This is a genomic window from Oricola sp., assembly GCF_022763245.1.
Lineage (GTDB): Bacteria > Pseudomonadota > Alphaproteobacteria > Rhizobiales > Rhizobiaceae > Oricola.
Genome location: NZ_JALEGV010000014.1, coordinates 42,032 through 65,922, shown reverse-complemented (window position 1 = coordinate 65,922; position 23,891 = coordinate 42,032). Strand labels below are relative to the sequence as shown.

At 65.6% G+C, this 23,891-nt stretch carries 23 protein-coding genes; 10 read left to right on the top strand and 13 right to left on the bottom strand.

The window, feature by feature from the left end; translation table 11 throughout:
* Positions 1-56: 56 nt before the first annotated feature.
* From MRY80_RS08070 to ffh, 8 genes are all read right to left on the bottom strand, one after another.
* A complete protein-coding gene (locus MRY80_RS08070; protein ID WP_293289840.1) occupies positions 57-1,634 on the bottom strand; it encodes an alkaline phosphatase in 1,578 nt (525 codons plus the stop codon).
* Positions 1,635-1,765: 131 nt separating this feature from the next.
* Positions 1,766-3,166, bottom strand: coding sequence for a radical SAM protein (locus MRY80_RS08065; RefSeq protein WP_293289838.1), 1,401 nt, complete (start codon positions 3,164-3,166; stop codon positions 1,766-1,768).
* Positions 3,167-3,168: 2 nt separating this feature from the next.
* Positions 3,169-3,327 carry a hypothetical protein gene (locus tag MRY80_RS08060; protein WP_293289836.1) on the bottom strand — a complete coding sequence of 53 codons (159 nt, stop codon included), beginning with the start codon at positions 3,325-3,327 and terminating at the stop codon, positions 3,169-3,171.
* 112 nt (positions 3,328-3,439) lie between these two features.
* Positions 3,440-3,691, bottom strand: coding sequence for a hypothetical protein (locus MRY80_RS08055; RefSeq protein WP_293289834.1), 252 nt, complete (start codon positions 3,689-3,691; stop codon positions 3,440-3,442).
* Positions 3,692-3,761: 70 nt separating this feature from the next.
* Positions 3,762-4,475 carry a prolipoprotein diacylglyceryl transferase family protein gene (locus MRY80_RS08050; protein ID WP_293289832.1) on the bottom strand — a complete coding sequence of 238 codons (714 nt, stop codon included), beginning with the start codon at positions 4,473-4,475 and terminating at the stop codon, positions 3,762-3,764.
* 28 nt (positions 4,476-4,503) lie between these two features.
* Complete coding sequence (gene rpsP, locus MRY80_RS08045; protein WP_293289830.1) at positions 4,504-4,923, bottom strand: 30S ribosomal protein S16; 420 nt, start codon at positions 4,921-4,923, stop codon at positions 4,504-4,506.
* A gap of 53 nt (positions 4,924-4,976) precedes the next feature.
* Positions 4,977-5,294 (bottom strand): chorismate mutase, encoded by a 318-nt coding sequence (locus tag MRY80_RS08040; RefSeq protein WP_293289828.1) that lies wholly within the window; start codon positions 5,292-5,294, stop codon positions 4,977-4,979.
* 16 nt (positions 5,295-5,310) lie between these two features.
* Positions 5,311-6,861, bottom strand: coding sequence for a signal recognition particle protein (ffh, locus tag MRY80_RS08035; RefSeq protein WP_293289826.1), 1,551 nt, complete (start codon positions 6,859-6,861; stop codon positions 5,311-5,313).
* 287 nt (positions 6,862-7,148) lie between these two features.
* Between ffh and MRY80_RS08030 the strand changes: the two genes are divergently transcribed.
* The 3 genes from MRY80_RS08030 (at position 7,149) to MRY80_RS08020 (ending at position 11,083) form a co-directional block, all read left to right on the top strand.
* Positions 7,149-8,174: an MBL fold metallo-hydrolase gene (locus tag MRY80_RS08030; RefSeq protein WP_293289824.1), complete on the top strand. Its 1,026-nt coding sequence runs from the start codon at positions 7,149-7,151 to the stop codon at positions 8,172-8,174.
* Positions 8,175-8,314: 140 nt separating this feature from the next.
* A complete protein-coding gene (locus tag MRY80_RS08025) occupies positions 8,315-9,352 on the top strand; it encodes a fatty acid desaturase (protein WP_293289822.1) in 1,038 nt (345 codons plus the stop codon).
* A 207-nt stretch (positions 9,353-9,559) separates the two neighbouring features.
* The gene (locus MRY80_RS08020; RefSeq protein ID WP_293289820.1) at positions 9,560-11,083 is read left to right on the top strand and encodes a hypothetical protein; all 1,524 of its coding nucleotides are present in this window, start codon (positions 9,560-9,562) and stop codon (positions 11,081-11,083) included.
* Here the strand turns inward: MRY80_RS08020 and MRY80_RS08015 are convergent.
* Positions 11,073-12,266, bottom strand: coding sequence for a winged helix-turn-helix domain-containing protein (locus MRY80_RS08015; protein WP_293289818.1), 1,194 nt, complete (start codon positions 12,264-12,266; stop codon positions 11,073-11,075). The genes MRY80_RS08020 and MRY80_RS08015 overlap by 11 nt on opposite strands.
* A gap of 142 nt (positions 12,267-12,408) precedes the next feature.
* Between MRY80_RS08015 and dapF the strand changes: the two genes are divergently transcribed.
* Genes dapF through ftsY form a run of 3 tightly spaced genes read left to right on the top strand, consistent with a single transcriptional unit; the run spans position 12,409 to position 16,039 of the window.
* Entirely contained in the window at positions 12,409-13,302 is an 894-nt protein-coding gene (gene dapF, locus MRY80_RS08010; RefSeq protein WP_293289816.1) for a diaminopimelate epimerase, read from the top strand.
* On the top strand, positions 13,302-14,594 hold the full coding sequence (gene mtaB / locus MRY80_RS08005) for a tRNA (N(6)-L-threonylcarbamoyladenosine(37)-C(2))-methylthiotransferase MtaB (RefSeq protein WP_293289814.1): 1,293 nt from the start codon (positions 13,302-13,304) through the stop codon (positions 14,592-14,594). The genes dapF and mtaB overlap by 1 nt, the downstream gene beginning before the upstream one ends.
* Positions 14,595-14,608: 14 nt before the next feature.
* Positions 14,609-16,039, top strand: coding sequence for a signal recognition particle-docking protein FtsY (gene ftsY / locus MRY80_RS08000; RefSeq protein ID WP_293289812.1), 1,431 nt, complete (start codon positions 14,609-14,611; stop codon positions 16,037-16,039).
* Here ftsY and MRY80_RS07995 read toward each other — a convergent pair whose 3' ends face one another.
* Positions 16,040-16,714 (bottom strand): hypothetical protein, encoded by a 675-nt coding sequence (locus MRY80_RS07995; protein WP_293289810.1) that lies wholly within the window; start codon positions 16,712-16,714, stop codon positions 16,040-16,042. It lies immediately after the preceding gene.
* A gap of 265 nt (positions 16,715-16,979) precedes the next feature.
* Here MRY80_RS07995 and MRY80_RS07990 point away from each other — a divergent pair, with 265 nt between their 5' ends.
* The 4 genes from MRY80_RS07990 (at position 16,980) to MRY80_RS07975 (ending at position 19,977) form a co-directional block, all read left to right on the top strand.
* A complete protein-coding gene (locus MRY80_RS07990; protein ID WP_293289809.1) occupies positions 16,980-17,633 on the top strand; it encodes a septation protein A in 654 nt (217 codons plus the stop codon).
* 121 nt (positions 17,634-17,754) lie between these two features.
* Positions 17,755-18,432 carry an amino acid ABC transporter permease gene (locus MRY80_RS07985; RefSeq protein WP_293289808.1) on the top strand — a complete coding sequence of 226 codons (678 nt, stop codon included), beginning with the start codon at positions 17,755-17,757 and terminating at the stop codon, positions 18,430-18,432.
* A gap of 17 nt (positions 18,433-18,449) precedes the next feature.
* A complete protein-coding gene (locus MRY80_RS07980) occupies positions 18,450-19,136 on the top strand; it encodes an amino acid ABC transporter permease (protein WP_346433392.1) in 687 nt (228 codons plus the stop codon).
* 52 nt (positions 19,137-19,188) lie between these two features.
* Positions 19,189-19,977 (top strand): transporter substrate-binding domain-containing protein, encoded by a 789-nt coding sequence (locus MRY80_RS07975; RefSeq protein WP_293289804.1) that lies wholly within the window; start codon positions 19,189-19,191, stop codon positions 19,975-19,977.
* Between the two features lie 43 nt (positions 19,978-20,020).
* Here MRY80_RS07975 and MRY80_RS07970 read toward each other — a convergent pair whose 3' ends face one another.
* Genes MRY80_RS07970 through typA form a run of 3 tightly spaced genes read right to left on the bottom strand, consistent with a single transcriptional unit; the run spans position 20,021 to position 23,760 of the window.
* Positions 20,021-21,238, bottom strand: coding sequence for an MFS transporter (locus tag MRY80_RS07970; protein WP_293289802.1), 1,218 nt, complete (start codon positions 21,236-21,238; stop codon positions 20,021-20,023).
* A 60-nt stretch (positions 21,239-21,298) separates the two neighbouring features.
* On the bottom strand, positions 21,299-21,940 hold the full coding sequence (locus MRY80_RS07965; RefSeq protein WP_293289800.1) for a chloramphenicol acetyltransferase: 642 nt from the start codon (positions 21,938-21,940) through the stop codon (positions 21,299-21,301).
* Positions 21,940-23,760, bottom strand: coding sequence for a translational GTPase TypA (typA, locus tag MRY80_RS07960; RefSeq protein ID WP_293289798.1), 1,821 nt, complete (start codon positions 23,758-23,760; stop codon positions 21,940-21,942). The genes MRY80_RS07965 and typA overlap by 1 nt, the downstream gene beginning before the upstream one ends.
* Positions 23,761-23,891 lie beyond the last annotated feature (131 nt).

Genomic DNA, 23,891 nt, shown 5'->3' with positions numbered 1-23,891 from the left:
GGACGAAAAAAGCGGGCCCGAAGGCCCGCTTTCACTGTCGCTTCGGTCCGCTGAAATCAGCCGGCGCGCACCGGATCCAGCGTGACCGCATAGAGTTCAGTGTCGGCGCGGTCCATCAGACGCACGGTCATCTGTTCCGTCGCGCCGTCGATGTCGACGAGGCCGAAGAACTGCAGACCCGCCGAGGGCGGCAGGTTGGCGCCCTGCTCGGCGGTCGGTGCCTTCACGAACTTCACTTCCGGGCCGAACGTCATGTCGAGGCCGTTCGGGCCGAAGGTGCCGGCATGCAGCGGACCGGAGACGAATTCCCAGAAAGGATCGAAATCCTGGAACTGCGCCTTGTCCGGATTGTAGTAATGCGCCGCGGTGTAGTGGACGTCGGCGGTGAACCAGACCGTGTTGGTCACGCCGGCGGTCTTGATGAAGCGCAGCAGGTCGGCGATTTCCAGTTCGCGGCCCTTGGCCGGACCGTTGTCGCCATTGGCGATCGCCTCCGCGCCGGCCTGTTCGGCCCAGTTGTCCCAGACGATCAGGCCGATCGGCATGTCGCAGGCGATGACTTTCCAGGTGGCTTTCGAATTGGTCAGCTCGCGCTTCAGCCACGCCACCTGCTCGGCGCCGAGAATGCGGCTTTCCGGCGTCATCTCGGTTTCCATCGCCGGACCGTTCGGGCCGCGATAGGAGCGCAGGTCGAGGAAGAACACGTCCAGCATCGGACCGTAGGCGATCTTGCGGTAGACGCGGCCCGGCTCGGCCGGCGTGTAGCGGATCGGGCTCATCTCGTGGAAGGCGCGGCCGGCGCGTGCGCGCAGCAGGTCGACGGATTTCTCGGTGTAGCGGTCGTCGCCGGAGAGGTCCTTCGACGAGGACCAGTTGTTGCAGACCTCGTGGTCGTCCCACTGGTAGAAGGTCGGGCAGATTTCCGACAGGGCGCGCACATGGGCGTCCATCATGTTGTATTTCCACTGGCCGCGGAACTCGTCCAGCGTCTCGGCGACCTTGCGCTTCTCGTCGATCAGCACCGTGTTGACCCACTTGGTGCCGTCCTTGAACTCGACCTCGTCGGCCATCGGGCCGTCGGCGTAGATCGTGTCGCCGGAATGGATGAAGAAGTCGGGCGCGTGCTTCGCCATGGTCGCGTAGGTCAGCATGCCCTCGTCGTCGATGCCCCAGCCCTGGCCGGCGGTGTCGCCCGACCAGGCGAACTTGACCGAGCGCTTCGACATCGGCGCGGTGCGGAAGCGGCCGGTGACCGGCTCGGAGACGGCGTTCGCGTCGGAAAGGTCGACGGCGGTCATGCGGTAGAAGACGTCCTGGTCGGACGGCAGGTCCTGGAGCAGGCGCTTGACCGCGAAATCGCTGGTCGGCAGCGCGTCGAGCGCGGCGAGCTTGCGCGCGTCCTTGAAGCTCTCGGTGGTGGCGACCTCGAACATCACCTTGGCCGGGCGGTCGGTGCGCGTCCAGATGACGCCGGAAGACGCGTCCACGTCACCCGACTGGACGCCGTGCGAGAAGATCGGGCGCTGGTTGGCGCGCAAATAGGACGGAAGGGCGAGGCCGGAACCGGCGACAAGGGCCGTCGCGCCGGCGCCCGCCATGAAGCCGCGGCGGGACAGATGGGTCAGTTTCGTCATGTTGGGGTCTCCTGGACAAGGCGCACTCCGCGCCGACCGGACACATCGTCATCTTTCATGGCAGGCCTTTCTCGGTTCCGTGAAATTTTCGTAACCGGATGATGACGGTTCGCGGCTTCGCCCGGCCCGCCTCAGCCGACGCCGCGCATCCGCTCGATCTCGCCATTGCGATAGAACAGGTTGTAGGTCTCGAAAGGGATGATCTGGCCGGCCGGCGTGACGAAGTGGACGCAGGAGCGCTTGACGTTCCCGACACAGAAATCGAACCGGTCCATGAAGTTGGAAATGACGACGCGGAAGACGTTTTCATATCCGAGCCCCTCCGGCACGGCCACCTGCGGCAGGCAGCACAGGAGGTCGCCGAAGCGCTGCGCCGCATTGGGCTCGATGGTCGACAGCGAAAACAGGTCGAAGATCCGCTCCCGCAGCATCGGATAGCGCTCGAAGGTCACGGCGTTCGGCAATTCGGCGACCAGTTCGTCCTTCGGGATCATCGCGGTCACCGGGATGACCTGCTCGCCGTTGCGCAAGCCGTAGCCGATGCAGATCGCGGTCGGGTTGCAGGGCAGCGGGATCATGTCCGCCTCGCCGAAGATCCCGCTGTCTTCGACAATCCGCCGGCGGATGTCGGTCAGCAGGACCCGGTCGGTCTTCGCTTCGAAGCCGAGATTGCGCCCGGTATCCTGGATCGGCTGGAAGGTGACGCCGCGCACGCAGCGATATCTCAGGGCATGCGCGATGATGTCGCCCATCTCGTCGTCATTGACGCCCTTCTTCACTGTGCAGACCAGCGTGGTGGAGATGCCGCGCGCCTCTAATGCCTCGAGCGCATTGCGCCTGACCTTGGACAGATCCGCGCCGCGCAGCTCTCTAAGGGCCTCGGGCTTCAGAGAATCGAACTGCAGATAGATCTCCAGTCCCCTGCGCCGCTCCGCCAGCGCGTCGGCGAATTTCGGATCGGAGGCGATGCGCAGCCCGTTGGTGTTGATCATCAGATGGCGGATCGGCCGCTCGCGCGCCATGTCGACGATCGTCAGGATGTCCGGATGGATGGTCGGTTCGCCGCCGGAAAGCTGCAGGAGGTCCGGCTCGCCCTCGCTGGCGACCAGCGCATCCATCATCCGGCCGATCGTGGCCAGGTCGAGCTGCTTCGTCGCCTGTTGCGATGAGCCGGCAAAACAGACCGGGCAGGTCAGGTTGCAGGCCTCGTTGACCTCGATGATCGCAAGGCATGAATGCTGCTCGTGATCGGGGCAGAGGCCGCAATCCCAGGGGCAGCCGAAATCCGTCCGCGTCTGCACGTCCAGCGGCCGGTCGCCGGGCTTCAGGAAGGAGAGTTCCGCCTTGTAGTAGGCGGCATCCGACGAGATCTTCGTCATCTGCACGCCGTGCTCGCGGCAGCGCTTCTGGTACCAGACGTCGTCGCCGTCGATCAGGATCTTGGCGGGCACCAGCTTCAGGCAGGTCTCGCAGAGCGACTGGGTCTGGCCATGGAACAGATAGGGGCGCGACTTGCGCAACGGCGCGTTCATGCCTACCCCCGCCAGGCCTTGCGCAGCAGGACGAACCCGCCCCAGCCTATGGCGAAAGTGACGAGCCAGAGCAGCCAGAGGATTCCGGCTCCGTCATTCCCGAACATGCCCATGAAGACGACGCTGCAGACCCCCGGGAGGAGGAGAAGTACTCCGAGCACGCCCAACAAAACCCTTGCGACCATCAACGAACCCTCTTCGGCCGATCACCGATATGGTCGGCGATTTCATGCCTTTCGTAAACGGCAAGGTTCGGGAAGGGGAGCGTGTGGGTCAACTCCGTCCGCTTCGCGCGTTGCGGATCACCCGCCTCAGCAGCCAGACGCCGAGGGCGCCGACGAGAAGCCCGAGCACGGAGAACGCCACGCCGATCTCGACGAAAGGATCGTTCGGATCGTTCACGATGAGGGCGATGACGAAAACCCCGCACGCGCCGGGCAGAAGCAGCAGCAGCCCCAGTATGCCGAGCAGGATCTGCCCGAACCCGAATCGTCTGACCGCTGTCTCGTCTTCGCTGTCGTGCATCGCCGCACCCTCGTCGGAGAGGTTTGGCCAAATCTAGACCATGTCTCCGCACGGACGACAAGAAATCGCGTCAGGGCTGTTCGCCGGCTGCTGCCCGATCGGCCGTGGAGACCATGACAACGGCGTAGGCGAGAAGCACGACGGAAAGCAGCTGGAACACCGTAAGGCCCGCGACTGCGCTTCCGTAAGGCTTCCAGAATTCCAGCACGAAGCGCTGCACCGCGTAAAAGCCGACGGCATGATAGAAGCCGTCGCGTTTCCACCGCGTCGAACCGCGCGTCGCCATGACGAGATAAGCGGCCGCGAACCCTGCCATCGCAAGGCTCTCGTAGAGCTGAACCGGATGTCGGAGAATACCGTCGCCGAAATCCCAGCCCCAGTCCGCGCCGGTCGCGATGCCGTGGGTGTTGTCCTCAAGCCCGGACAAGAGGCATCCGATCCGCCCGACGGCGATCCCGAGCGCCATCGGCAGCGCGTAGATCGCCCCGGTGCGCGCTGTGATGCCGTTGACGCGCTTGTAGATCTCGATTGCGGCGATGGCGCCGAAGACCGCGCCCTCGATCGAGCGGCCGAGCCCCTCGATGCCGGACAGCCACAGATTGAGGGTTCCGAAGAGCCACGCCCCAGTTCCCGCGCCGAACAGAACCGCGACGAGATAGCCGAAGCGCAAGGGTCCGGCCACGGGCTGCGCCGGAAACCAGGTCCGGCGCAAAAGCAAAAGGGCCGTCACGGAGACGGCCCAGGCAAGGACATCGAACAGGGCGTGAAGTGCGGGAAGCGACATCGAACGCCCCGTTCGCCGGTCCTCGGACTTATTCCGCTGCTGCGGCCTCTTCTGCGGCCGGTGCCTCTGCGGCTTCGGCTGCGGCAGCTTCGGCGGCAGCCTTGGCTTCCTCTTCCTTCTGCTGCTTCATCGCGACGCGTTCCTGGGCAGCCTTGCCCGGCTTCGCCTTGTTCGGGTTGTTGCGCGCCGGGCGCTTGGCGAGACCGGCTTCGTCGAGGAAGCGCAGCACGCGGTCGGTCGGCTGGGCGCCGACTTCGAGCCAATGCTTGACGCGGTCTTCCTTCAGCGTGACGCGGGCGGCTTCGCCGTCCTTGGGAAGCATCGGGTTCCACGCGCCGATCTGTTCGATGAAGCGGCCGTCGCGCGGGCTGCGCACATCGGCAACGACGATGTGGTAGTAGGGACGCTTCTTGGAGCCCGCACGGGCCAGACGGATTTTCAGTGCCATGATTTACTCCTGTAACAGCCTGTTCTTTCGTCTCTTGGTTCGTTTCACCGGTCCTAACCGGCGATATCCTCGGTCTTCGCGGCGATCGCCTCGTGATGGCGGATCACCTCGCGAATGATGAAGGCGAGGAATTTCTCGGCGAAATCCGGATCGAGATCCGCGTCTTTCGCCAGTTGGCGCAGCCGCTCGATCTGCCGCTTCTCGCGGTCCGGGTCCGACGGCGGCAGGTCATGCGTCGCCTTCAGTTCGCCCACGGCCTTCGTGCAGCGGAACCGCTCGGCGAGCGTGTGGATCAGGATCGCGTCGAAATTGTCGATCGAACGACGCAGGTCCTTGAGCACCGATTGCGCTTTGTCCGCCGTGTCTGCCATGGTTCTTCCCCTCCCCTTATTTCTTCTTCGGCAATCCGGGCAGGCCCATTCCCGGCAGGCCGGGACCGCCGAGGCCGGGCAGTTTCGGCATGCCGCCGCCAAGGCCGCCCGGTCCGCCCAGACCGGCCGCCTCGGCCTGTTTCTGCAGCGCCTCGAGTTCCTTCGGGCTCATCTTCGACAGGTCGGGCATGCCGCCCATGCCGCCGGGCATCCCGCCGCCGGGCAGGCCGAGCCCGCCCATCATCTTGCCCATCAGGCCGCGCCCCTTCTTGCCCTTCATGGACTTCATCATGTCGGCCATCTGGCGGTGCATCTTCAGAAGCTTGTTGATGTCGGCCGCGGACGTGCCGGAACCGGCCGCGATGCGCTTCTTGCGGCTGTGCTTCAGAAGGTCCGGGCTGGAGCGCTCCTTCGGCGTCATCGACTGGATGATGGCGATCTGGCGGTCGAAGATCTTGTCGTCGAGACCGGCCGCGGCCATCTGGTCCTTCATCTTCCCCATGCCCGGCATCATGCCCATGATGCCGCCCATGCCGCCCATCTTCTTCATCTGGCGAAGCTGGTCGGCGAGATCGTTGAGGTCGAACTTGCCTTCCTGCATCTTCTTGGCCATCGCCGCGGCCTTTTCCGCGTCGATGGTTTCGGCGGCCTTCTCGACCAGCGAGACGATGTCGCCCATGCCGAGGATGCGGTCGGCGATGCGGCTGGGATGGAACTCCTCCAGCGCGTCCATTTTCTCGCCGGTACCGATCAGCTTGATCGGCTTGCCGGTGACGGCGCGCATGGAAAGCGCCGCGCCGCCGCGGCCGTCGCCGTCCATGCGGGTCAGGACGATGCCGGTCAGCGCGATGCGCTCGTCGAAGCTCTTGGCGAGGTTGACGGCGTCCTGACCGGTCAGCGAGTCGGCGACCAGCAGCGTCTCGTGCGGATTGGAGGCTTTCGCCACATCCGCCATTTCGACCATCAGCGGCTCGTCGATATGGGTGCGGCCGGCGGTGTCGAGGATGACCACGTCATGGCCGCCGAGCTTGCCCGCCTGCACGGCGCGCCTGGCGATGTCGACCGGCGACTGTCCGGCGATGATCGGCAGGGTGGCGATGCCGGTCTGCTCGCCGAGCTGCTTCAACTGCTCCTGCGCGGCCGGACGGCGCGTGTCGAGCGAGGCCATCAGGACCTTCTTGCCCTGCTTTTCCGTCAGCCGCTTGGCGATCTTGCCGGTCGTCGTCGTCTTGCCCGAGCCCTGCAGGCCGGCCATCATGATGACGACGGGCGCCGGCGCGTTCAGGTCGATCGTCGCGCCTTCGGAGCCCAACGTCTCCACCAGCTCGTCATGGACGATCTTGACGACCATCTGGCCGGGCTTGACGCTCTTCAGGACTTCCGCGCCGACCGCCTTTTCGCGCACCCGCTCGACGAAGCCGCGCACGACTTCCAGCGCCACGTCGGCCTCGATGAGCGCTCGGCGCACTTCGCGCAGCGCCGCGGACACGTCCTTGTCCGACAGGGCGCCGCGTCCGGTCAGGTTACTCAGGATCGAACCGAGGCGGTCCTGAAGCGATTCAAACATGTTTCTCTCCACTTCCGGGTCAGACCGGAAGGTAGGTGTCATGAGCGCGGATCGAAAGCCCAAAGCCAAAAAGCACCCGGGGGCGCATCGCGCTGCCGGGTGTTGACCTCCGGGAACTCTTTATACCTCTACGGGTCCCGGTCGGTGGCTCGGAGTTTCAACTCGTCGCTAGTCGGCCGGGGCTATGGCGGAAAAGCGGGCATGAGTCAAGGTTTGCGCCCCGGCGGCACGCGCAGGCGGCGCGCCGAGACGCTTGCAATCAGGCCGCCGCGTCCCACTTTGCCCGCATGAACCAGCGCACCCCTCGCCCGCCGCGCCGCTCCGGCCGTCCCAATCCCTATTACGATGGCCCGGTCTCCGATCATTTCGACGGCACGATCTTCTTCAATCCCGGCGGCACGCCCCCGCCGGGATTGAAGTCCCTGCTCCGTTGGCAGTTCGGATCGGGAAAGATCGCCTGGCCGGACCGCTATCCGAGCCCGCATGACGACCATCGCCCCGACGAACGCGTCGAGGGCGCGGGGCTGCGCGTCACCATGATCGGCCATGCGAGCCTGCTGCTGCAGACGGCCGGCATGAACATCCTCTTCGATCCGGTCTTCGCCGAGCGCGCCAGCCCGCTTCGATGGTTCGGCCCCAAACGGCGCAATCCGCCGGGCATCCGCTTCGCCAGCCTGCCGCCGATCGACGCCGTCCTCGTCAGCCACAACCATTACGACCATCTCGATCTTGCGGCCCTGGCGCGTCTGGCGGCGGAGCACGACCCGCTTTTCGTCACGCCGCTCGGCAACGACGCGATCATCAAAGGCGCGGTGGACGCGCAGCGCATCGTCACCGGCGACTGGGGCGACACGGTTTCCCTGTCGCCCGAGGTCACCGCGCATTTCGAGCCGGTGCATCACTGGTCGGCGCGCGGCGGGTCCGACCGGCGCATGGCGCTGTGGGCGGGGTTCGTCATCGAGGCGCCGGGCGGCAAGGTCTACCATGTCGGCGACACCGGCTTTCACGACGGGATCAACTACCGCGCGGCCGCCGACAAGCACGGCCCCTTTCGTCTCGCCATCCTGCCGATCGGCGCCTATGAGCCGCGCTGGTTCATGACGCCGCAGCACCAGAACCCGGACGAGGCGGTGCGCGGCCACAAGCTGTGCGGCGCGGCGCACACCGCCGGCCATCACTGGGGCACCTTCAACCTGACCGACGAGGGCATCGAGGAACCGCTGACGGCGCTGGAGCAGGCGCTCGCCAAACACGGCGTCGCGCCCGAAACCTTCAGGCCGCTGCGCCCCGGGGAAGCCTGGGACATCCCCTGATCGCGTCTTGTTGCCGCGCCGACCTCCCGCATCGCGCGAAAAAGCTGGTAACGGCGGGCGAAATCCCCCATCTGCGTTGCCTGGAAGCGTAGCCATCGGCGCTTCCGATCGGCATGATCAGAAAAAAGGGGCCATATCGCTTGTCACACACCGAAGCCGCAGCCGGCGCCGCTCCACGGGACGCGCGCGCCTGGGCGAAGACCATCGCCACCTACAGCCAGCCCTCCAACACGCGGGGCGCGGTCGAATTCGCGATCTCGCTGTTGCCCTTCGCGCTGCTCTGGGCGGCCACGGCGGTGCTGCTCTCCAACGGCTACTGGATCGGTCTGGCCCTGACGATCCCGGCGGCGGGCTTTCTCGTCCGGCTCTTCATGATCCAGCACGATTGCGGCCACGGGGCCTGCTTTCGAAGCAGCCATGCCAATGACTGGGTCGGCCGGACCGTCGGCGTGATGACGCTGACGCCCTATTCCGTCTGGAAGCGCACCCATGCGCTGCACCACGCCGGATCGGGCTGCCTCGATCATCGCGGTTTCGGCGAGATCGCCACGCTGACGGTCGAGGAATACAACGCGCTTTCGCCGTGGAAGCGGTTCAAATACCGGCTCTACCGCCACCCGCTGGTGCTGTTCGGCATCGGCCCGGCCTTTCTCTTCATCCTCGACCATCGCCTGCCCTCCGGCATGATGCGCCGCGGCTGGCAGCCTTGGATCTCCACCATGGGCACCAATCTGGCGCTCGCCGCCCTGGTGGCGGCGCTGATCTGGCTGGTCGGCTGGAAGGTCTTCCTCCTCGTGCAGCTGCCGATCACCCTCATCGCCGCGACCGCCGGCGTCTGGCTGTTCTTCGTGCAGCACCAGTTCGAGGAGACGACCTGGGAGCGCCTGCCCGCCTGGCAGCGCCAGCACGCGGCCCTGCACGGCTCGTCGCATTACGACCTGCCGCAGCCGCTGCGCTGGTTCACCGCCAATATCGGCGTGCACCACGTCCACCACCTGTCGGCGCGCATTCCCTTCTACCGGCTCGGCCGCGTGCTGCGCGACCATCCCGAACTGCGCGACATCAACCGCATGACGCTCCTCGACAGCCTCAAGACGATCCCGCTTGCGCTCTGGGACGAGACCCAGAACCGCATGATCTCGTTCCGCGAATATCGGCGCGCGCAGGCGGTGGCGTAGGTCAACGCACAAGAACCTCGCGCGCGGGCGATCATCCCATCCCGCCGGTCGGCTTTGCGCGCGAGTGCCTTTTTCAATGCTGGCCAAGTTTTCTCGCCTTCTGGTCTCCACCAAGTAAAAATTCAATAAAACTCAGTTGATCGATCTTGTCGAGGCGATGCTGATTGTGTGATAGTTAAGTCATAAGAAGCAAAGAGGCGTCCGAACATGCCCGGATCGACCCTTGTTCGACTGTCTTTAGCGGCACTTCCCGCGCTGTTGCTGATGAGCGCCTGCACCAGCCCGCGCCTCGGCTTTGACGATCTCGGCCTGTATGGATCCGACACGCGCGCGGAGCCGACGCCCGGCATTCTCCATTACGCCGACGAGAGCGACGACTCCATCATCGTCTTCAGCATTCACGGCATGGGAAAAACGCCGGCATGTTACAGCGAGACGATCGCCCGAATGCTCGCTGGCGAGAAGGGCACGGAAACGCCCGCGTCGAAAACGGGAGAGGATTCCCGGCAGCACGATATTGCCTGTCTCGCCAGCGGACGTACGATGCCGGTTTGCCTCAATGACACCGTAAGGGTGGACAGCGAGGGGTTTCACGACCGTTCGAGCACGCGGCCGATCGGCAAGGAATGTGCGAATGGCGGGAAGGCATTTTCCCTCGATGCGCTTGTCGCCGAAAAGGCCGAGGCCGAGCAACCGGTCGCGCGTTCATTCGACCGGTTCGGGACGCTGACCTATCGCGAGATCGAGACCGGCGTCGTCGGACGCAGCACGCCGCTGAAGATCAGATATTACGCCTACTGGTGGCACGGCGACGCAAACGAACTGCAGGCTCCCTTCGTTCATCACGACCTGTCCGGTCCGTATGAGCGCGAGCGAGCCCCGCTTAACAGGACCATCAAACGGGTCGTTCTCAACGAGGGTCTTACCGATGCGGCGCTTTATGCCGGCACATTCGGCATGATCGTGCGGGAGGGAACACGCAATGCTCTGTGTCTCATGATCCGTCACCTCAACGGCGAAGTCCCTGCCACCGCGCAGGCCGCGCCTTGCCGGGGGATTCAAGACCAGATCGATGACGCCATCGTTGGAAGGCGCATCGTCCTGCTTTCAAAGAGCCTCGGTAGCAGGATGCTTTTCGATGCCCTGTCCGACGATGAAACGGGAGAAGGGCCGCTAGCGCTTCTTGCGCACACCCCGGAAAATTTCGCAGGCCAGATCGGGCAATGCATCGCCCGAACGGGACCTCTCATTTACATGTCGGCCAACCAGTTGCCACTTATCGCGATCGCCGGACTGAAGATCGATCGGTCCGGCAATGCGGGCGACGGACCCCAAGGCTTCGACTTCCTCGACGAGATAACCAGGAGCCCGGCTCAGACAGACAAGGCCGAGGAACGTCTCAGGAAAACGCAACCCCGCTGCGTCACTGAAGACCGCAGGGAAGAATCCCGCATTGTGGCGTTCTACGATCCCAACGACTCGCTGGGATACCGCGCAGGAGACCACCTGTCGAAAACCCAGAAGGAACGGATATTCGAGGTCACGCAACGATATGCCGGGACTTTCCTCGGCCTTGCTGCTCTGCCCGACCAAGCGCATGACCAATCGTTCCGAAAAGCGAATGGCCGGCGGATCGTGATGTGCGGCGCGGAGGTAGTAGGAGCCCGCGGGCTGAAGGCGAAGCCGGAGTGCCGCCTAGGTGGGGAGATCCTGCGACCGACTAGGATGTGACAAGCCAGTCGCCGGCATAAGCCATGCCGGTGACCCCCGCGAACCGCCGCATCCGGTCCAGTTCCGCCTCGAGGTCCGTCAGGAACGCCTTCGAAAGCCTTATGCCCTTTTCCGGCCAGAACCTGCGGACCGTCAGCGCATCCGCGTTGCGGTCCGCCTTCATGTCGATGCGGCCGACGATGCGGTCGCCGCGCAGCACCGGGAAGACGTAGTAGCCGTAGACGCGCTTCGGCTCCGGCACGAAGATCTCGATGCGGTAGTGGAAGCCGAAGAGGCGTTCGGCGCGCGCGCGGTCGCGCAGCGCCGGGTCGAAGGGGCTGAGGATGCGAATCCGGCCGGGCGGTTCCGGCGCCTCGTCCAGAAACGCGGGATAGTCCCGGAACCGCAGGCAGGCGCGCGGCTTCGAGCCGTCGGCGGTCTCGATCAGCACGGTCTCGAGTTCGTCGGCATGCTCCGCCAGCCAGGCGGCCACCTCGTCGGGCTTCAGGAGGTCCCAGAAGGCGGCGATCTCGCCCCTTGTGGCGAAGCCGAGCCGTTGCAGCGCCGACCGGCAGGCCCAGTCGACGAAGTCGTGATGCTCCACCTCGGCGCAATGGCAGTCGTCCGGGATCACCCGTTCGGCGAGATCGTAGACCTTCTGGAACCCGTCGCGCCGCGCGATGGCGAGCCTGCCTGTGCGCCAGAGATATTCGAGCGCCGTCTTGGACGGGTGCCAGTCCCACCAGCCGGTCGACGGCTTGTCGCCCCCGAAATCGCGCGTCATAACCGGGCCGTCGCGGGCGATCCGCTCGAGAATCCCGTCGCATTCATGCAGGAAGGGCGACCCCTGCCAGGCCTCGTAGCGCTGCTGCAGGCGCTGTTCCTCGCGGGCGAAGCGGTGCCGCCAGAAGCAGAAGAACTGCGACGGGATGATCGAGGCGTCATGCGTCCAGTTCTCGAAGAGATGCCGGTCGGCCTCGACCAGCGTCTTCAGGTGGTTCTCGCGATAGGTGGCGTTGCGCGAAAACAGGATCATGTGATGCGCGCGGGCGACGGTGTTGATCGAATCCACCTGCACGAAGCCCAGCCGGCGCACCGTCTCCAGGAGATCGTCCTTCGACTGGCCGCGATGCGGCGGCTCGCAAAGCCCCTGCAGGGCGAGGAAGGCGCGGCGGGCGGTCTTGTTGGGAAGAGTGGCGGGCATGGTCACGCAATGTTGGGAATCGGCATGCGAGACTGGACCGCAAGCCGGTCGCAGGGCAAGCCGCAAGCCGAAACCTGCTGACACTGGCAATTTGCACCCCGATCCGCCATATGGTGACGACATTCGAAGGAAACCGGACAAAATGGCGCTCGACGTTCCGTTTGCGAAAATGAACGGGCTTGGAAACCTGATCATCGTGGCCGACATGCGCGGCCGCGACGACCGGATTGCGCCCGCGGCCGCCATCACGCTCAACGCCGATCCGGCGACCCGGTTCGACCAGATCATGGCGGTCCACGATCCGCGGCTCGACGGCACCGACAACTATATCGAGATCCTCAATTCCGACGGCTCCGGCGCGCAGGCCTGCGGCAACGGCACGCGCTGCGTGGTGCAGGCGCTGTCGGCGGAAACCGGCAAGCCGGCCTTCACCTTCCAGACGGTGGCCGGCATCCTCAATGCCGAAGAACACGCGGACGGCTCGATCTCCGTCGACATGGGCCGGCCGCGCTTTGCCTGGGACCAGATCCCGCTGGAAGAGGAATTCGCCGACACGACCGGCATCGAACTGCAGATCGGCCCGATCGACGCGCCGGTGCTGCACACGCCGTCGGTCGCCAATATCGGCAATCCGCACGCCGTCTTCTGGGTCGACCAGGACGTCTGGTCCTACGACCTGGAGCGCTTCGGCCCGCTTCTGGAAAACCATCCGATCTTTCCCGAAAAGGCCAACATCACGATCGCGCAGGTCAAGGCGCGCGACCACGTCGTCATCCGCACCTGGGAGCGCGGCGCGGGCATCACCCAGGCCTGCGGTTCCGCCGCCTGCGCGACGCTGGTCTGCGCCGCCCGCATGGACAAGACCGACCGCGCGGCGACGATAACGCTGCCCGGCGGCGACCTGACGGTGGAATGGCGCGCCGACGACAAGATCGTCATGACCGGCCCGGCCGAATGGGAATTCTCCGGCCGGCTCGACCCCGAGACCGGCGACTGGACGCGCGACGAGGACGCCGCCGCTCAGGAGGCCGGCTGATGGGCGTCGACATCGTCACCTTCGGATGCCGGCTCAACACCTATGAATCCGAGGTCATGCGCCGCGAGACGGAGGCAGCCGGCCTTGGCGAGGTCGAGGGCGGCGCGATCGTCTTCAACACCTGCGCGGTCACCGGCGAGGCCGTCCGCCAGGCGCGACAGGCGATCCGCAAGGCGCGCCGCGAGAACCCCGGCGCCCGCATCATCGTCACCGGCTGCGCGGCCCAGACCGAGCCCGGCGCCTTCGGCGAGATGGAGGAAGTCGATCTCGTCATCGGCAATGACGACAAGCTGAAGGCCCAGAGCTACCGCGCCCTGCCGGAATTCGGCGTCAACCAGTTCGAGAAGGTGCGCGTCAACGACATCTTCGAGGTCACCGAGACGGCGTCGCACATGGTCGACGCCATCGAGGGCCGCGCCCGCGCCTTCGTGCAGGTGCAGAACGGCTGCGACCACCGCTGCACCTTCTGCATCATCCCCTATGGCCGCGGTAATTCGCGCTCCGTGCCGATGGGCGCGGCGGTCGACCAGGTGAAGCGGCTGGCCGAAAACGGCTACCGCGAAGTGGTGCTGACCGGCGTGGACCTGACCAGCTACGGGCCGGACCTGCCGGGCAAGCCGACGCTCGGCCGGCTGGTGCGGTCGATCCTGCGCGACGTGCCGGAGCTCGACCGGCTGCGGCTGTCCTCCATCGATTCCATCGAGGCCGATGACGATCTGATGGACGCGATCGCCACCCAGCCGCGGCTGATGCCGCATTTCCACCTGTCGCTGCAGCATGGCGACAACCTGATCCTGAAGCGGATGAAGCGACGCCATGCGCGCGAGGATTCGATCCGCTTTTGCGAGGACGTGCGCCGCCTGCGCCCGGACGCCGCCTTCGGCGCCGACATCATCGCCGGCTTCCCGACCGAGACGGAGGCGCATTTCGACAATTCGCTGGCCGTCATCGAGGAATGCGGGCTGGCGCATTGCCATGTCTTCCCCTTCTCGCCGCGCGAAGGCACCCCGGCGGCGCGCATGCCGCAACTGCCGCGTTCCGTCGTCAAGGAGCGCGCCCGTCGCCTGCGCGAGGTCGCCGACGCCGCCTGGACGCGCCACATGCAGGGCCTCGTCGGTACCCGCCAGGAGGTGCTGATCGAGCGCGACGCCCTCGGCCGCACCGCCGACTTCTCGCTGGTCGAGATCGCAGGCTGCGACGCCGCGCCGGGCGAGATCGTGCCGGTCGTCATCGACGGCCATGACGGCGAAAAACTGCGCGCCAAACCGGCTTTCGCGCTGGCCGCCGAATAAGTATAGTCCGCGCCATGGCTCTCGGATTTGTCAAAAAGATCTTCTCCTTCGGCAACAAGGCCGTGGAGGAACAGCCGGCCGAAGAGGCCGAAACCCCCATCGCCGCAAGCGGCGAGCCGGACATCCCGCCACCGCCGCCCGAACAGCCTCAGCCGCCGCAACCTTCCGAGGAACCCGCCCCGGCCGCGCCCGAGGAGGCCCCGCCGGCAGACGAGCCGGGCCCGGAGGAAGCGCCGCAGGAATTGCCGCCCGGCCCGGAAACGCCGGAGCCGGCCGAGACGCCGGACATCCCGCCCTCCGCGCCGCCCGAGGTGCCGCCGGTGCACGAACCCGTCCCTGAGCCGCCGAACGAGGTGCCCACGGGACCGTCGGAGGTTCCGTCCTACACGCCTACAGAGGTTCCGCCGGGCAATTTCCCGGCGGAATTCGATTCTGACGCCGGCAGCCCCGCCGAGGCGCGCGGCAAGGTGGTGATCGGCGAGGCCCGTCCCGTCGAACAGGCGCCCGCGCCGGCCGAGCCTGAGCGCCGCAACTGGATCTCGCGGCTCACCTCCGGCCTGTCGCGCTCGTCACGGCAGCTCTCCGACAACATCGCCGGCGTCTTCACCAAGCGCAAACTCGACGACGACACGCTGGAGGAACTGGAAGACATCCTGCTGCAGGCCGATCTCGGCGTCGAAACCGCCATGCGCATCACCGACACGCTGGCGTCCGGCCGCTACGGCCGCGAGGTCTCCGGCGAAGAGGTGCGCGCCGTCATGGCCGAGGAGGTCGCCAAGGTGCTCGACCCGGTGGCGCGGCCGCTGGAGCTCGATCTCTCCGTCAAGCCGCATGTCATCCTCGTCGTCGGCGTCAACGGCACCGGCAAGACAACGACCATCGGCAAGCTCGCCGCCAAGCTGCGCGACGCCGGGCTGAGCGTCACGCTCGGCGCGGGCGACACGTTCCGCGCCGCCGCGATCGAGCAATTGAAGATCTGGGCCGACCGCACCGGCTCGACCTTCGTCGGCACCAAGCTCGGCGCGGACGCGGCAGGCCTCGCCTTCGACGCCTACAAGGCCGCCCGCGACAACGGCTCCGACGTCGTCATCATCGACACGGCCGGCCGGTTGCAGAACAAGGCGGAACTGATGGACGAGCTGGCCAAGATCGTCCGGGTCCTGCAGAAGCACGATCCCGACGCCCCGCACACCGTGCTGCAGACGCTGGACGCGACGACCGGCCAGAACGCGCTCAGCCAGGTGGAAATCTTCCGCAACGTCGCCGGCGTCAACGGCCTGGTGATGACCAAGCTCGACGGCACGGCGCGTGGCGGCATCCTCGTCGCCATCTCCGCCCGATACAAGCTGCCGGTCTATTTCATCGGCGTCGGCGAGGCCGTCGACGATCTGGAACCGTTCCGCGCGAAGGACTTCGCCGACGCCATTGCCGGCGTCGGCGCCTGATCAGTCCGCGAGCGCGATTTCGCGCGGCTTCAGCGCGTCGCTGACGGCGTTGATCGCTTCGATCCACAGACCCGCATCGGCGGTCAAACTGTCGGAATAGGGCGTGGAGAAGCCGATCACGTGCAGTTTCGACGCGCCGTCATAATAGCTGATCTCGTGGTCCGACATGTCGAGAAAGCCGTCCCGGTTGGTGTCGAGCGCCGTGCGGCGGCCCTTGATGCGCACGCTTCCGACCGAGCAGTCGAGCGGATCGGCCGAACCGTCCGCGTCGCAGAAGGTGAAGAACCGCCGGAAGCTGAAACGGTCGTCGGTGAGCGGCGCCCGCGCGATCTTCACCGTCTCGCTGCGTTCGAACACCGTCATGCGCACATGGTCCTCGACCTTCGCCGCAAGCAGCGGGCTCAGCGGCCCGGTGTGGCGCGTCTCGAACAATTTGTCGTCGCGGATGCCGAGGCTCGGCTGGTCGCCGTCGACGCCCAGCGTCCAGACATAGGCCGGATGCTCCTCGGTCCCGCAGCGCAGCGCGCCGGGCACCAGCCCGTCCTTCACGCTGGCCAGGGTCTCGGTGATCGCCCGCCCCTCGATTTCGTCGGAGACGAACTCGCAGGCCAACGCGGGCGCGGCGGCCGACACACACAGTGCCGCTGCAAAAAACGCTGAAGTCGATCGGGGCATTGCACGCTCCTTTTCTGGTGGCGAAGCGTGCGGGAGGCGGGCTTCGCTAGGCGGCCCTCTTCCTCCCGGAACATGATCATGCGACTAAAGTAGCATGCCTGTCAAATAGGCATGCAAATCACATGATCACATTTTCATCATCGCACGGAAATTGCTGCACTGCAACATGGATATGGGGAAGGCAGTCGCCGCCTTCGCACTGGCATTGCGGGGCGGGATCACCTAGGTGAGAGCCGACGGCATCAAACCTCAGCGCGGACCCACCATGTCGAAACCCGTTTTCGAACGCGATCCTTCCGATCCCGAACGCCAGAAGATCAATCCCGGCCTGAAGCTCGCGCTCGAGCTCGGACCTCTGGTCGTCTTCTTCTTCGGCAATTCGCGCGGCGAGTGGCTGGCGGCGCGCTTCCCGGCGCTGGCCGAGATCGGCGGGCCGATCTTCATCGCCACGGCGCTGTTCATGGCCGCCACGGTGCTGGCGCTCGCCGTTTCCTGGGCGCTCACCCGCACCCTGCCGATCATGCCGCTGGTCTCCGGCGTGGTCGTCGTCGTCTTCGGCGGGCTGACGCTGTGGCTGCAGGACGAGTTGTTCATCAAGCTGAAGCCGACCATCATCAACACGATGTTCGGCGCCCTCCTGCTCGGCGGGCTGTTCTTCTTCCGGACGTCGCTGCTGCGCTACGTCTTCGATTCCGCCTTCAGGATCGACGAGGAAGGTTGGAACAAGCTGACCCTGCGCTGGGGCCTCTATTTCCTCGCCATGGCCGTGGTGAACGAGGTCATCTGGCGCAATTTCTCGACCGATTTCTGGGTCGCCTTCAAGGTCTGGGGCTTCACCCCGCTGGCGATCGTCTTCACCATGGCGCAGATGCCGCTGATCGCGCGGCATTCCGTGGAAGAGCCCGCCGGCGACGCCTGACCTGCCGCCGCCTGCCCAAATTTTGACCGTCCCCGTCAGCGAATTCGCTTAATCGCCGCGCCGTCCCGCGGCGTATTGCGACATAATGTCACTTGGCACGAAACCTGCGTCGCCATTCGGCATGGAATTCCGCTTCTTCGAAATCTACCGCAATGTCGATTACATCAACCTGCTGATCGAGGGCACGGCGCGCAGCGCGCTCTTGGCGGCAGGCGCCGGCCTCGCCGGCCTTCTCTTCGCCATCGCGCTGTCGGCGTCGCGCTATTTCCGCATTCCGGTCCTGGCGCAGGTGTCGACGGCCTATGTCGAGTTCATCCGCAACACGCCGCTGATCGTGCAGCTCTTCTTCGTGGCCTTCGGCCTGCCGCTGCTGCTCGGCTACAAGTGGAGCTTCACCGCCCATGCCCTGCTCGCGCTGACGATCAACTTCTCCGCCTATTTCGCCGAGATCCTGCGCGCCGGCTACGCCTCCGTGCCGGACGGCCAGGTCGAGGCGGCGACCGCGCTCGGCGTCCGCAAATGGCTGATCTTTCGCAAGATCGTCCTGCCGCAGGCGATCGGCAAGATGTACGCCTCGCTCAACAGCCAGTTCATCTTCCTGTTCCTGACGACCGGGATCATCTCCGAGATCGGCGTGCGCGACCTCACTTATGCCGGCCTCTTCATCGACAGCCGGACCTTCCGCTCCTTCGAGGTCTTCATCGTCCTGACGGTCATCTACCTGCTGACGGCTTTCGCCTTCAAGGCGCTGCTCGGCCTCCTCTACCGGGTGTTTTTCCGCTGGAGGGCGACGGCATGAAGGACCTGTTCGTCGATATGTTCGGCAAGCCCTTCGGCATCGTCCTGTTCCAGCTGATCGACGCCACCCAATATACGATCTACCTCGCCCTGATCGCCTTCCTCGGCGGCGGACTGGTGGCGCTCGTCGTCACCATGCTGCGGGTGTCGCCGTCGAAGCACGCGCGGCGCGCAGGCGCGGCCTACACCTGGACCTTCCAATCCGTTCCGCTGCTGATGCTGCTGTTCCTCCTCGGCCTCGGCGCGCCGCGCCTGACCGGTATGGACGTCAACCCCTGGGTCGCGGCCTCCTGCGCGCTGACTCTCTACACCAGCGCCTATCTGGCCGACGTCTGGCGCGGCGCGATCGAGAGCATCCCGCGCGGCCAATGGGAAGGCGCCGCCGCGCTCGGGCTGCGTTTCGTGCCCGTGCTGCGGCTGGTCATCGTGCCGCAGGCCGTGCGCTTCGCGCTGGCGCCGACGGTCGGCTTCATGGTCCAGATCATCAAGGGCACCTCGCTCGCCTACATCATCGGCTTCCACGACCTGATGACCATCGGCAAGCGCTGGGCGAACGCCCCGGTGCACGGCACCGAGCCCTTCGTCATCTTCCCGCTGATGGCGCTGATCTATTTCGCCCTTTGCTACCCGCTCTCCCTCTACGCCCGCCACCTGGAGCGAAACCTGGCCGCCACGCGCGGCAAGGCCACCGCCCGGACCGCCTGACGGCAGAATTCCAACCGGAAAGACGTTCAACTTCGAAGTGAAAGGAAACCGCATGTTGAAGAAATTGCTGAAGACGATCACGGTCGCGATGCTGCCGGCGCTGGTGCTGGCCGCCCCGGCGAAGGCCGAGCTGTCGGACATCCTGGAAGCCGGCACGATCAAGATCGGCATCCCGGAAAACTTCCCGCCCTTCGGCTCGCTCGGCGCGGAAGGCGACTATGTCGGCTATGATGTCGATGTCGCCAACCTGATCGCCACCGACCTCGGCGTCGAGATCGAACTCGTTCCCGTCACGTCCAAGCAGCGCATCCCGTTCCTGGAGACGGATCGGGTCGATCTCATCATCTCGTCGATGGGCGCCAATCCGGAACGCGCGAAGTCGATCTGGTTCTCCAGCGCCTACGCCCCGTTCTTCTCCGGCGCCTTCGCGTCGTCCGACAAGGAGATTACCTCCATCGACAGCCTCGACGGCTTCAAGGTCGGCGTCACCGGCGGCACGCTGGAGGATCTGGAGCTGACCGAGAAGGGCCCCGAGGGCATGGAAATCATCCGCTTCGGCGACAATGCGGCCAACCTGGCGGCCTTCGTCTCCGGCCAGACCGACGTCATCGTCACCGGCAACACGGTCGCGGCACAGCTTGCCGCCGACAATCCCGACCTCGACGTCGTCACCAAGTTCATCATCAAGGAATCGCCCGCCTTCATCGGCGTGAAGAAGGGCAATTTCGACCTTCTGCAGTGGGTGAACGTGTTCATCCTGCACAAGAAGCTCGGCGGTGAACTGAACGGCCTCTCCGAGAAGTGGCTGGGCCAGGAACTCCCCGACCTGCCTTCGCTCTGAGCCGAAATTCTCCCGGCCGTCCGCCTCGCGCGGGCGGCCGCTCCTATGCCGCCGCCGGTTCCGCCCGGCGCCAGCCGTCCATCGCCAGCAGCGCAGCGACACCGGCAAGCGCCAGCATCCCGCCCAGAGCCGCCGTCCCCGCATAGGACGTCACCGTGGTCCCGACCGCGAAGGTCGCCGCGGCCACCATCTGGCCGAAGAAGTTCGACACCGCCGTCAGCGACCCGCCCGCCCCCGGCCGCGCCGAGACCAGGTCCTGCAGATAGCTGATCGAGATCGACAGGATGATCCCCGCCCCGATCGCCGCCGGCACGACCAGCAGATAGGTCACGGCCATCGAGCTCATCGACGCAAACAGGAACATGAAGCCCGCATAGATCGCGCCACCGGTGGCGATCAGCCCGGACTTCGAGACGCGCCTGAGCGCCAGACCGCAGAGCAGCATCGACGGGATTTCCAGCAACGCGATCGCCCCGTGGAACCGGCCGACATCCGGCGTCTCACCGCCGATGCCCTTGACGATCAGCAGGCCGAAAACGGCCATGTAGAGCTGGTTGGAACCCGTGATCAGCCCGACCGCGCCGATCCGCGCGACGATGGCCGGCCGCGCCAGCTCACGAAACGCGGCCGCAAAGGCAAGGCCCGATTTCGGATCCTCCAGTTGCCGGCCCGGACCGGAGGGCCACGCGAAGGCGAAGAGGCAGAAACAGACGAGCGCCGCGGTCCCGGCAGACACATAGACGCTGATCAGACCGACGCCGGAGGCAAGCGCCAGCGACCACAATGGCGGCGTGATCACGAAGGCGAGCGCGAAGGAGGAGCGGGTGACCGCGAAGATCGCGTCGGCATGCGCCCCGCCACGCGCCTTGCCGGCCATCCGCGCCAGCGCGAACAACTGGCTGAAGACGCTGAAGCCGAAGGGCAGCAGGGCGGTGTGGGCGACGACGAACGCCACCGGCGAACGGGTGAAGAAGACGAGCGCGTAGCCGGCCGCCGCAACGGCGAAGCTCGCCACCAGCATCTGCCGCCGGTTGGCGCGCTGGTCGGTGACGATGCCCGCCACCACCGAAACGGTCACCATCACGGACGACGACACCATCAGGATGATCGAATAGGCCCCGTCGGAAAGGCCGAGCCGCTGCACCGCGATCAGCGACGCGTAGGGCATGACCGAGGAGATGGCGACGCCGGTCAGAAACAGCGCGAGCGTCACCAGTCGCAGGAGCGGATCGCGGAGAATGATGGCGAGTGAGGGCAGCACGGCGCGGTTCTTCCGTGGACAGGCAGCGCTCAGTAGGCCCGACGATGCCCGAGGGCAAGCCTAGAGAGCGGAAATGGCGTTCACCGCCTCCTGCGCGGCCTCGAAATAGAGGCCGAGATGGCGCCCGTCGACCAGCGCGTGATGCGCCTCGATCGTCATCGCCACCGAATGGCGGCCCCAGCCGTCCTCGGTGAACTTGCCCCACGACACGCGCGGAATGCAGTCGTCGGGTCCGGGCATCGCGTTGGTCAGATTGGTGAAATCCAGCCACGGCAGACAGGACAGATAGGCGACGTCGTCGCGAAAGCCCTCATTGGCGCCGAGGTCGCCGCGTTCGGCCGCTTGGGCGATCTCCGCCGCGCATGACGGGTCGAAGACGCGCCAGTCCGGATCGAAGGGCACATAGCCATAGGTGAAGCCGCCATTTGCGAGCGGCACGGTCATCGACAGCGCCACCCGGTCATGTTCGACGACCGTATCGCCGCGAAACCGCGTCCTCAGTTCCGGCACGGCGTGGATGCCGACGCCGATCGCATAGATGCAGGCGCGATAGGCGGACACCCCGGCCGGCTTCAGCTCCGTCACCAGCCGGGTGACGTCGAGCCGCGACGTGATCGAATATTGCGGCCGCTGGAAGGTCCGGAAGAACCGGAACGCCTCCGCCCGCGGCCAGGTCGTCAGGTCGATCTCGCGCTCGGCCATCAGGCCGTCGCGCGGGTCTTCTCGAACCGCTTGCGGTCGTTCGGATCGAGATACGTCTTGCGAAGGCGAATGTTCTTCGGCGTCACTTCCACCAGCTCGTCATCCTGAATCCACGACAGCGCGCGGTCGAGCGTCATCTTGATCGGCGGCGTCAGCTTGACGGCCTCGTCCTTGCCGGCCGAACGGATGTTGGTCAACTGCTTGCCCTTCAGCACGTTCACTTCGAGGTCGTTGTCGCGGGTGTGAATGCCGATGATCATGCCCTGGTAAACCTTGTCGCCCGGATCGATGATCATCGGACCGCGATCCTCCAGGTTGAACATCGCGTAGGCGACGGCTTCGCCGGGCTGGTTGGACAGAAGCACGCCATTGATGCGTCCGCCGATCTCGCCCTTGTAGGGCTGATAGTCATGGAACAGGCGGTTCATCACGGCGGTGCCGCGCGTATCGGTCAGGAGCTCCGACTGGTAGCCGATCAGGCCGCGCGTCGGTGCGTAGAAGACCAGGCGAACGCGATCGCCGCCGGAGGGGCGCAGCTCGGCCATCTCGGCCTTGCGCTCCGACATCTTCTGCACGACGACGCCGGAATGTTCCTCATCGACGTCGATGACGACTTCCTCGATCGGCTCCATCAGCGTGCCGTTTTCGTCCTTGTGCATGACGACGCGCGGACGCGACACGGCGAGTTCGAAACCCTCGCGGCGCATCGTCTCGATCAGGACGGCCAGCTGCAATTCGCCACGGCCCGAGACATAGAAGGAATCCTTGCCTTCCGCCTCTTCGATCTTCAGCGCTACGTTGCCCTCGGCTTCCTTGAGCAGGCGATCGCGGATGACCCGGCTCGTCACCTTGTCGCCTTCGGTGCCGGCAAGCGGCGAATCGTTGACAAGGAAGCTCATCGTCACGGTCGGCGGGTCGATCGGCTGCGCTTGCAACGCCTCGGTGACCGACGGATCGCAGAACGTGTCGGCGACAGTGCCCTTCGACAGGCCGGCAATCGCGACGATGTCGCCCGCCTGCGCCTCTTCGACCGGCTGCCGCTCCAGCCCGCGGAAAGCGAGGATCTTCGAGATACGGCCGTTCTCGACGAGCTTGCCTTCGCCGTTGAGAACCTTCACCGGCTGGTTCGGCTTGACGGACCCGGACTGGATCCGGCCGGTGATGATGCGCCCGAGGAACGGATTGGCCTCCAGGATGGTGCCGATCATCCGGAAAGGCCCCTCGGCCACGGTCGGCTCGGGGACATGCTTCAGGACCAGATCGAACAGCGGCTCGAGCGAAGCGTCGGCCGGCTTGTCCGGGGTGTCGGCCATCCAGCCATTGCGCCCGGAGCCGTAGAGGATCGGGAAATCGAGCTGCTCGTCGGTCGCGTCGAGTGCGGCGAACAGGTCGAAGACCTCGTTGATCACCTCGTCGGCGCGCCCGTCCGGACGGTCGATCTTGTTGATCGCCACGATCGGCCGAAGCCCGACCTTCAGCGCCTTGCCGACGACGAATTTCGTCTGCGGCATCGGCCCCTCGGCGGCATCCACCAGCACGATGGCGCCGTCCACCATCGACAGGATACGCTCCACCTCGCCGCCGAAATCGGCGTGGCCGGGCGTGTCGACGATGTTGATGCGCGTGCCCTTCCATTCCACCGAGGTCGCCTTGGCGAGGATGGTGATGCCGCGTTCCTTTTCGATGTCGCCGGAATCCATGGCGCGTTCCTGAACGCGCTCATTGTCCCGGTAGACACCGGATTGCTTCAGAAGTTCGTCGACGAGCGTGGTTTTGCCATGGTCGACATGCGCGATGATCGCGATATTGCGGAGGGCCATGTTCGAAATCCGGAAATGGAGGCGCAGGCGAGTGGTTTCGCCCGGCGTTGCGTTGCCGCGCTCATACAGGCTTTTTCGCAGATGCGAAAGGGAGTCTTTCGCTTCGCGCCTCGTGGAACCCTTTCCCTAAC